Annotated in this window: 6 protein-coding genes and 3 pseudogenes; 7 read left to right on the top strand and 2 right to left on the bottom strand. The window is 60.3% G+C overall.

The annotated features are described in order from the left end of the window. Window positions 1-161: 161 nt before the first annotated feature. Together KVT39_RS35905 and KVT39_RS35900 are read right to left on the bottom strand one after the other, a co-directional pair. The gene (locus tag KVT39_RS35905; protein ID WP_217591360.1) at window positions 162-632 is read right to left on the bottom strand and encodes a transposase; all 471 of its coding nucleotides are present in this window, start codon (window positions 630-632) and stop codon (window positions 162-164) included. Then, window positions 629-1,099, bottom strand: coding sequence for a helix-turn-helix domain-containing protein (locus tag KVT39_RS35900; protein ID WP_217591359.1), 471 nt, complete (start codon window positions 1,097-1,099; stop codon window positions 629-631). Before KVT39_RS35900 ends, KVT39_RS35905 begins: the two co-directional genes overlap by 4 nt. A gap of 192 nt (window positions 1,100-1,291) precedes the next feature. On the opposite strand from KVT39_RS35900, the pseudogene KVT39_RS35895 reads away from it, so the two are divergent. From KVT39_RS35895 to KVT39_RS35865, 7 genes and pseudogenes are all read left to right on the top strand, one after another. Further along, a pseudogene (locus KVT39_RS35895) lies at window positions 1,292-2,235 on the top strand (IS5 family transposase). Between the two features lie 147 nt (window positions 2,236-2,382). Next, window positions 2,383-2,922: pseudogene (locus KVT39_RS35890) on the top strand (transposase); the annotation flags it as partial. Between the two features lie 129 nt (window positions 2,923-3,051). Beyond that, window positions 3,052-3,294: pseudogene (locus KVT39_RS35885) on the top strand (hypothetical protein); the annotation flags it as partial. A 120-nt stretch (window positions 3,295-3,414) separates the two neighbouring features. Continuing rightward, on the top strand, window positions 3,415-4,185 hold the full coding sequence (invF, locus tag KVT39_RS35880) for an AraC family transcriptional regulator InvF (RefSeq protein ID WP_306795624.1): 771 nt from the start codon (window positions 3,415-3,417) through the stop codon (window positions 4,183-4,185). Window positions 4,186-4,232: 47 nt separating this feature from the next. Next, window positions 4,233-5,894, top strand: a complete 1,662-nt coding sequence (sctC, locus tag KVT39_RS35875) for a type III secretion system outer membrane ring subunit SctC (protein ID WP_306795623.1) — start codon at window positions 4,233-4,235, stop codon at window positions 5,892-5,894. Window positions 5,895-5,904: 10 nt separating this feature from the next. Continuing rightward, complete coding sequence (locus KVT39_RS35870) at window positions 5,905-7,002, top strand: YopN/LcrE/InvE/MxiC type III secretion system gatekeeper (protein ID WP_217591357.1); 1,098 nt, start codon at window positions 5,905-5,907, stop codon at window positions 7,000-7,002. Window positions 7,003-7,422: 420 nt separating this feature from the next. Continuing rightward, window positions 7,423-7,644, top strand: a 222-nt coding sequence (locus tag KVT39_RS35865; protein WP_217591361.1) for an FHIPEP family type III secretion protein, incomplete at its 3' end; no start/stop codon positions are given.

The following is a 7,644-nucleotide window of genomic DNA, read 5'->3' as shown; positions in this document are numbered from 1 at the left end:
CGGTTGTTCCGATGCCTGAGGTTAACAGCTTGCCGCGAAAGTTAACAGCCCAACGGGGCCTTTCTGAAACCGTCTCTAAGTGTTCGCGAGAAATTGGTTTGAGATTTGGTGCCGTACCGGGCCAGTAGTTCGGCCAGTTCAGCGTCGATGGTTTCCTTGGTTCAGGTGACGAAGCGTCGCCGTCGAAATTTCAGTTGCCGCCACGCGATCTCGATCTTGTTGAGTTCGGGACTGTAGGCAGGCAGATAGAACAGGACAGCTTTGTGATCGATCAGCCATCGATCCCGAGTCGCTACGTCGATGCCGTGATGAATGCTGGCGTTATCCAGCACGATTACATTCGGGCGGCCATCGTCCATCGCAAGCAGATCGTCGATAAATCGGACAACGTTGGGGCCTTTGATGCTGCGGGCATGGATGGCGTGGATCAGCGTGTTCGGGCCGTAGTCCAGGGCACCAAGAACACTACGTCGGCAGTGCGTGTCCGGTTCGATCTCGTGAGGCAAGCCTCGTGGTGACCAGCTACGCTGAACCGGCGGTGATCCGCAAAAGCCCGCCTCGTCGACGTAGAGCAGACGAATGGCATCTTCGCGTGCGGCCTGCTGCAGCTTGTCGAGCGTGGCCTGTTTCATGGCGAATGCCTCCGGGTTACGCTTTTTTTGAGCGACAGGCGGTTGCGCTTGAACGTAAATCCCTCTCGCTTGAGCGCCACGCTCAGCGTATCGAGATGCCCGAACGGCATCGGACTGAATTCAGCCTCGAGGCGCCGAACGATTTGCTCGCGCGTCAGCGGCTCGACCGAGGCCATGCGCACGACCGTGGCGATCATCTCGTCGCTCAACGCGCGAGGCCGTCCGCCTTTATGTCCGATCTTGACCAGCAAGCCAATCACACCCTGTACGCACCACGTGTGGGCCCAGTTGTAGACCGACTGACCGCTCACACCGAGTTTCGCGCCAATGGCCATCGGACGCAGCTTGCCGTCCGCAGGCATCAACAGAGCAGCTGCCCGCGTGCGCATGTCCTGGTACGGGTGATTGATCGACAGCTGCTGCAAGGTCTGCTCCTCGACTTCAGTCAATAGAACGACGCACTTCATGCTTGGCTCCGGCTTATGTGGTTCGCCGAAGTTGACAAACTTCAATCGCGTTTACCAGCAACACTGAGTAATTCGTGTGGCGTTGTTGCATAAATCCGGCCGCGTCGCGGTGACGTTTACGCGCAACGACCGGCGCGATGCCTCTGTTAACAATTCGGGTTCCTGCGTAGATTCTCGATTTTTGCCGAGAAGATGCACAGGGACAGGAGCAAGACGCACCAGCCGAAGGCGCGCTATCACGTCAGAAACTGGGCGGCGTACAATGCCGGCCTGATCAACCGAGGTAACGTCGCGATGTGGATCGATGAAGCCGCACTTGCGAGCGCGCCTGACGCCGAGCCGACGTGCGGTCGTCCGCGGCTGTACAGCGATGCACTGAGTCAGGCATTGCTCGGCGTGAAGACCTTGTTCCGTCTGCCGCTGCGCGCCCCGCAGGGCTTTGCGCAAAGCCTGCGTGATCTGGCCTTCGCCACCTTGCCGGTACCGAACTACACGACGCTCTTTCGCCGCGCACAAACGCGTGATGTACGACTGCCGATCGTTCGCGACGGCGACCCGATTCATCTGGTGGTCGACAGCACGGGCGTGAAGATCGACGGCGAAGGCGAATGGAAGGTCCGTCAGCATGGCTATTCCAAGCGCCGCACGTGGCGCAAGGTGCATCTCGCGCTCGACGCGAACACCAGTCAAGTGCGGGCCGCGCTGATGACACATCGGGACGTTGCCGACGGCGATGTCTTGGCCGAATTGCTCGAGCAGATTGCGACCGGCGAAGGGCTTGATACCGTGAGCGGCGATGGAGCTTACGACTCGAAGCCGCGCCATGCCGCGATCGCGGCACCCAGTATTCCGCCACGCGACGGTGCTGTTCACTGGAAGGCGACCGTGCCTGGCGCCGCATGGCGCAACGAAGCGGTCGATACGATCGCCCGACTCGGGCGCCGGGATTGGAAGAAGGGCTGCGGCTATCACCGTCGTTCGCTCGCCGAGAACGCAATGTACCGGTTCAGACGCTCACGGGCCCTTGCCTGTGGGTGCGGCGCATCGACTCGCAGGCGACCGAGGTCGCGATCCGCGTGGGCGTGCTCAACCGCATGACTGAGCTCGCCAGCCCGCAGTCCGTCCGAATTGTCTGAGACCATGAACAAAGGCTCCACCTCGTCCTCACGTCGGATTTATGCAACACCGCCAATCTTAAATTAAGCGTTAATTTTAGGAATCGGAAAATTCGCAATTTAACTCGGAAGATTCGGTTAAGTCGCGATAGTGCTGACCGGGGACGATTGGCGAATGACACCGATCCGGAACCAACTCATCTCAACGATGCTTCGCACGGTGTCCAGCGGTTGCATTACCCGCTGGAGGTGATCCGGACGTGTGTGCGTTGACGCGGCGTACCCGCTGAGCCTGCGCAACCTGGAAGAGGTGATGGCTGAGCACGGCGTGCTCGTCGACCACGCCAAGGTCCATCGCTGTGCACGGAAGATCCTGCCGCTGCTGGCCAAGGTGTTTCGGCAGTGCAAGCGTGCAGTGGGTTCGATATGGCCGCCGCCCGGCGCTTCTTCGAGCGCGCCATTGACCTGCACGACGTGCGTGGGAAGATCACGATCGACAAGAGCGGTGCCAACACTGCCGGCATCCACGCCCCGATCGAGGACAGTGGAGCGAGCATCGAACTACGCCAGTCGAAGTACTTGAACAACCTCGTCGAGCAGGACCATCGAGCCGTCAAGCGGCGCGTCAGGCCGATGCCGGGCTTCAAATCGTTCTGGTCGGCGACCAGGATCATCGCCGGAGTCGAAACTATGGACATGATCAAGAAGTGGCATCTTGCCTGCCCCAAAGGCCAAGCCATGTCCGTTGCCGACCAATTCTGCCGCCTCTCCTTCTCATCACATTCTGCGATCGCCGTTTTCGCTCGCCTTCACTTCCTTATTGCGACAGCGCCCGTGACGGCCCGTCATCGCGTATCCCGCACGCGCAACTGCCTGTCGCGCGCGACCTTCCTCGGCATGGCATTCGAGCCGATCGAAGCGGCCGAGCAGTCGTGGTGGAAAATTCGCGGCGTCGACAAGATCGAGCCGCTCCTGAAGGGCCTCCCTTTCAAAGACGGAACCCCGGTGATCGAAAGCACACCGGCTCCTCAACCGCTGGTCGCCAGATCATGCCGACCGACCCACATACACCACTCTTGACGATTGCTAGATTTCCGCCTCAATCATGACTATGGCTGCCATCACATTTACATCAGGATTCTCTGCAAGAGAGGAGGAACACTACGGTGGCCCAGCATGGGGTTGGTAAGGCATTGACTGATGATGGATCACGAAGTGTTGAATTCGCAGGAAGCATTGTGCTCAGGCGTCAGGCGCAGCGTTCCTGCTCAAGAGGCCTGGTTGCTGCAGCTCAGCCCGGATCAAAAGGCATGTCTGGAGCTGACATGGAAAAGGGGCAGTGAGTCGTGGGAGGCGCCGGACGGCTGGCAAGGTATTTTGCTGCTGGATCGCGTCGAGGTACGCGTCGCCGCAGGAGAGCTGAGAGTGCGTCCGCTCAAGCTGAAAGTGTTCAGCAAGCTGTTGGCTTTCATCGACGAAGCGAATGGCGTGGAGGCCACGGGTGCGGAGTTCACTGCCTGGTCTTTGCTGTCCCATGATGAGCCGTTGGTCTGGCAGGAACGCAAACGCTGCGAATACTGGTTTCTACTGCAGATGCTGGAGGAGCCGGCTTCGTTTTCGCCATTCCTCGCCCTGTTGCGCCATAGCGAGAGCTACTGGCTGGTGCGGTTTCTGCTGGCGCAGTCAACGGGCAGCAATACCTTGCAGGATCTGGGGCAGCGTTACGGCGTGTCGTATTCCCATTTCCGCCGCTTATGCCGCCACGCGTTGGGCAGTGCAGCCAAGACCGAGCTGCGTGACTGGCGGATGGCGCGTTCGATGCTGGATGTGGTGGAGGGGAGAGAAAGCCTGACCCAGGTCGCCCTCAAGCATGGTTACGCTTCTTCGTCTCACTTTTCAACTGAAATAAAAGGGCTGCTTGGAATGTCTCCGCGCAGCCTATCCAATATCATCCAATTGGCCACAGAATGAAAAGATATCACTTGCGCGCATGGTTTCTGGCATGCGCGGTACTGCTAATGCTTCCTGCCGCGTGGGCGACAGGGCCAACGGCTTCCGCCGGCAGCGGATATGTCGCAAAGAATGAGAGTTTGCGCAGCTTTTTCGCCGCGTTGGCCGCGCAGCTGAAAAAGCCCATCATCGTCAGCATGCTGGCCGCGCGCAAGCAGATCAGCGGCGAGTTCGATTTGGACGCGTCGCAGGCGCTGCTGGACAAACTGTCGCAGCAGCTGGGGTTGATCTGGTATCACGACGGGCAGGCCATCTACATTTACGACGCCGGCGAGATTCGCAACGCGGTGGTATCGCTGCGCAATGTGTCCTTGGGCGCGTTCAATGATTTTCTGCGCCATTCCGGATTGTATGACCGGCGCTATCCGTTGCGTGGCGATGCGCGCAGCGGCACTTTCTACGTCTCAGGCCCGCCGGTTTTCGTCGATCTGGTGGTCAATGCTGCCACCTTCATGGACGAGCAGAGCAATGGCGTGGAGGTGGGGCGGCAGAAGATAGGCGTGGTGCGGCTGAACAATACCTTCGTTAGTGATAGAAGCTACGAATTGCGCGACCAGAAGATCGTTATCCCCGGCATGGCGACTGTGATCGAGAAGCTGCTGCTCGGCGAGGAAAAGCCCTTGCAGAGCGCTGCGAGTGGCGTGCCGCCGCGTCCCCCGGCGCGTCGCGACGATATTCCGGCGATGCCGGATTTCCCCGGTGACGGAGAGTCGAAGGCGCCGGCCTATCCGGGCAGGCTCAGCCTGCCGGAGGCGCTGAAACAGGGGGGCGCGGCCGGCGACATCAAGGTCATCGCCTATCCGGACACCAACAGCCTGTTGGTCAAAGGCACGACCGAGCAAGTGCGTTTCATCGAAAAGCTGGCCGCGGCGCTGGATGTTCCGAAGCGCCACGTCGAGCTGTCGCTTTGGATCATCGATCTGGATAAAGGAGATCTGGACCAGTTGGGCGTCAACTGGAGCGGTTCGGCTACGGTCGGCAGCAAGTTGGGTGTGACGCTGAATCAGGTCGGCTCCGTCAGCACGCTGGACGGCAGCCGTTTCATCGCGTCCGTCAAAGCGCTGGAGCAGAAGGACAAGACTCAAGTGGTATCCCGTCCGGTGGTGCTGACGCAGGAAAATGTGCCGGCGCTATTCGATAACAACCGCACGTTCTATACCAAGCTGGTGGGGGAGCGCGCGGTCAACCTGGAATCCGTGACCTACGGCACTCTGATCAGCGTGTTGCCGCGTTTTTCCGCCGATGGCCAGATCGAGATGTCGTTGAATATCGAGGATGGACGCGAAGCCAAGGCGCCGCACGATGAAAATTCCAGTCCCGACGCCTTGCCCGAAGTCGGCCGCACCCGCATTAGCACAGTGGCGCGCGTGCCGCAGGACAAAAGCTTGTTGATCGGCGGCTATACTCGTGATTCCAGCGTAGAGCGGACCGCAAGGATCCCCTGGTTGGGGAAACTGCCTCTGGTAGGTGGCTTGTTCCGCTATCGCAGCCAGAATCAGGGCAATACCGTGCGGGTGTTCCTGATACAGCCGCGGGAGATCGTCGATCCGCTGACTCCGGATGCCAGCGACTTGGCGGGGGATGTGGCCAGGCAGGCAGGCATCGGCAATGATCCGCTGCAGCGGCGGGTTCGCGGCTACCTAGATCACGGGGGGCGCAGTGGAGATTAGCGCCCGCCCGATGCCGACCATAGGCCTGCGCTCGGCCAAGCATCAGGCGAGGCAGGACGCGCAGCGCGATGTGGTGCGGCAGGGGGATGCGCACCAGGCGGAGGCGCAGCGGGCGGATGATACCAATCCCGCCGCCGAGGTGCAGCGCTTTGTCCAGTCTGTCGATGAAATGGCGGCCGCGCTGACACAGTTTCGCAATCGTCGCGATTACGACAAGAAGCTAGGCCACTTGGCCGACAGCTTTGAGCGCGTACTGGACGAGGAGGCGCAGCCGAAGGCGCAGCAGATTATCCAGGTGGCCAAGGCGCATGGAAACAGCGCGGAGGAGTTGCTGCGCCAGGCGCGCGCGCTGTTTCCCGACGACAGCGACCTGGTGTTGGTGCTGCGCGAGCTGTTGCGACGCCGCCAGATGGAAGAGGTGGTGCGCAAGCGCTTGCAAGCGCTGCTCGAGCAAGTGGAGGATCAGGTCGAGCCTAAATCGCTGAAGGCCGGGATCAATTGCGCGCTCAAGGCCAGGCTGTTCGGCAAGGCACTGCAGTTGAGCCCCGGCTTGTTGCGCGCCAGCTATCGGCAGTTCCTGCAATCCGAGGCAAGGGAAGTGGATGTCTACGCCGACTGGATCGGCAGCTACGGCTACCAGCGCCGCGCGACGGTGCTGGACTTCATGGAAGGCGCGCTTTTGGCGGACATCAACTCGCAGGACGCCAGTTGTTCGCGGCTGGAGTTCGGGTATCTGTTGGGGCGGCTTGGCCAGCTCAAATTGCTGCGTTCCAGCGATGCTGTGTTTGTGGGCGGCTTGCTCGCAAACGAGAAAGTCTGCGAGTTCAATGGCAACGAAGCCGATTGGCTGCTGTTTCTGCTGTCCTTGCTGCAGTCGCCGCAGGAGCTGGACGAGCTGCTGGCCGATGTGGCAGGCCGAAGCGCGTTGCTGAGTCGACACAGTGAACACTCCCTATTGCTGCAAGCGTTGTATCGGGCGTGCAAGGCGTTGTCTCCGGTGCTGTTCGTCGACGCGCGTTGGCAGGACGCCCTGCTGGAGGAGTTGCGCCACATGGCGAACATCGCCTACGAGCACGAGCGGATCGAGCGCAGGCGCGAGAGCGATTGATGTCGTCCCGCGCCAGCGGCACCGTCCCGTCGCCCTGACGGATCGCGCGCTTCCGCGTGCTGTTTGCATTGTCTGGCCGGGATCGGGCCGGCTCCCCATCATCCGCGCGGCGGATTCAAATCGATGAAGATCATGAACGGCTTCCGGGCCTTGCGGCGGGAAGGTCGCGTCACGTCGGAAGGCGCTTGTCGCGTCCGCATTCGCCGCCCCGGCGGCGGAGATTTCTCGGCCGCTAATCAGAATTACGTCAGGATTCAATCTCGCCGCTGTTGGACACTCGTTTCGGAGCGTCCACGAAGAGGGCTACTTCCCGAGGATGCCTGCAGATGACAGTTCGATCGAATTATTTTGGAAGCCTAGGTGTTTAACTCCTTTCTCAATGGCGCGAGATCGCGTCCGGAACTGCTGATTCTGCTGCTGATGGTGATGATCATCGCGATGTTGATCATCCCGCTGCCTACCTTTCTGGTGGACTTCCTGATCGGCCTCAACATCGTATTGGCGGTGTTGGTCTTCATGGGGGCGTTCTATATCGACCGCATTCTCAGCTTTTCCACCTTTCCTTCTGTATTGCTGATCACCACGCTGTTCAGGCTGGCGTTGTCGACCAGCACCAGCCGTCTGATTCTGATCGAAGCGGAC

The sequence above is a fragment of the Burkholderia sp. GbtcB21 genome (assembly GCF_019091065.1).
Classification (GTDB): domain Bacteria; phylum Pseudomonadota; class Gammaproteobacteria; order Burkholderiales; family Burkholderiaceae; genus Burkholderia; species Burkholderia pyrrocinia_C.
The sequence above is the reverse complement of the archived record's forward strand: the minus strand, read 5'-3'. Positions and strand labels throughout refer to the sequence as shown.

Bases quoted from the DNA above. Each gene is read 5' to 3' on its own strand.
- invF (WP_306795624.1), top strand. From the start codon at position 3,415: ATGATGGATCACGAAGTGTTGAATTCGCAGGAAGCATTGTGCTCAGGC.
- KVT39_RS35905 (WP_217591360.1), bottom strand. From the start codon at position 632: ATGAAACAGGCCACGCTCGACAAGCTGCAGCAGGCCGCACGCGAAGAT.
- KVT39_RS35870 (WP_217591357.1), top strand. From the start codon at position 5,905: ATGCCGACCATAGGCCTGCGCTCGGCCAAGCATCAGGCGAGGCAGGAC.
- KVT39_RS35900 (WP_217591359.1), bottom strand. From the start codon at position 1,099: ATGAAGTGCGTCGTTCTATTGACTGAAGTCGAGGAGCAGACCTTGCAG.
- sctC (WP_306795623.1), top strand. From the start codon at position 4,233: ATGCTTCCTGCCGCGTGGGCGACAGGGCCAACGGCTTCCGCCGGCAGC.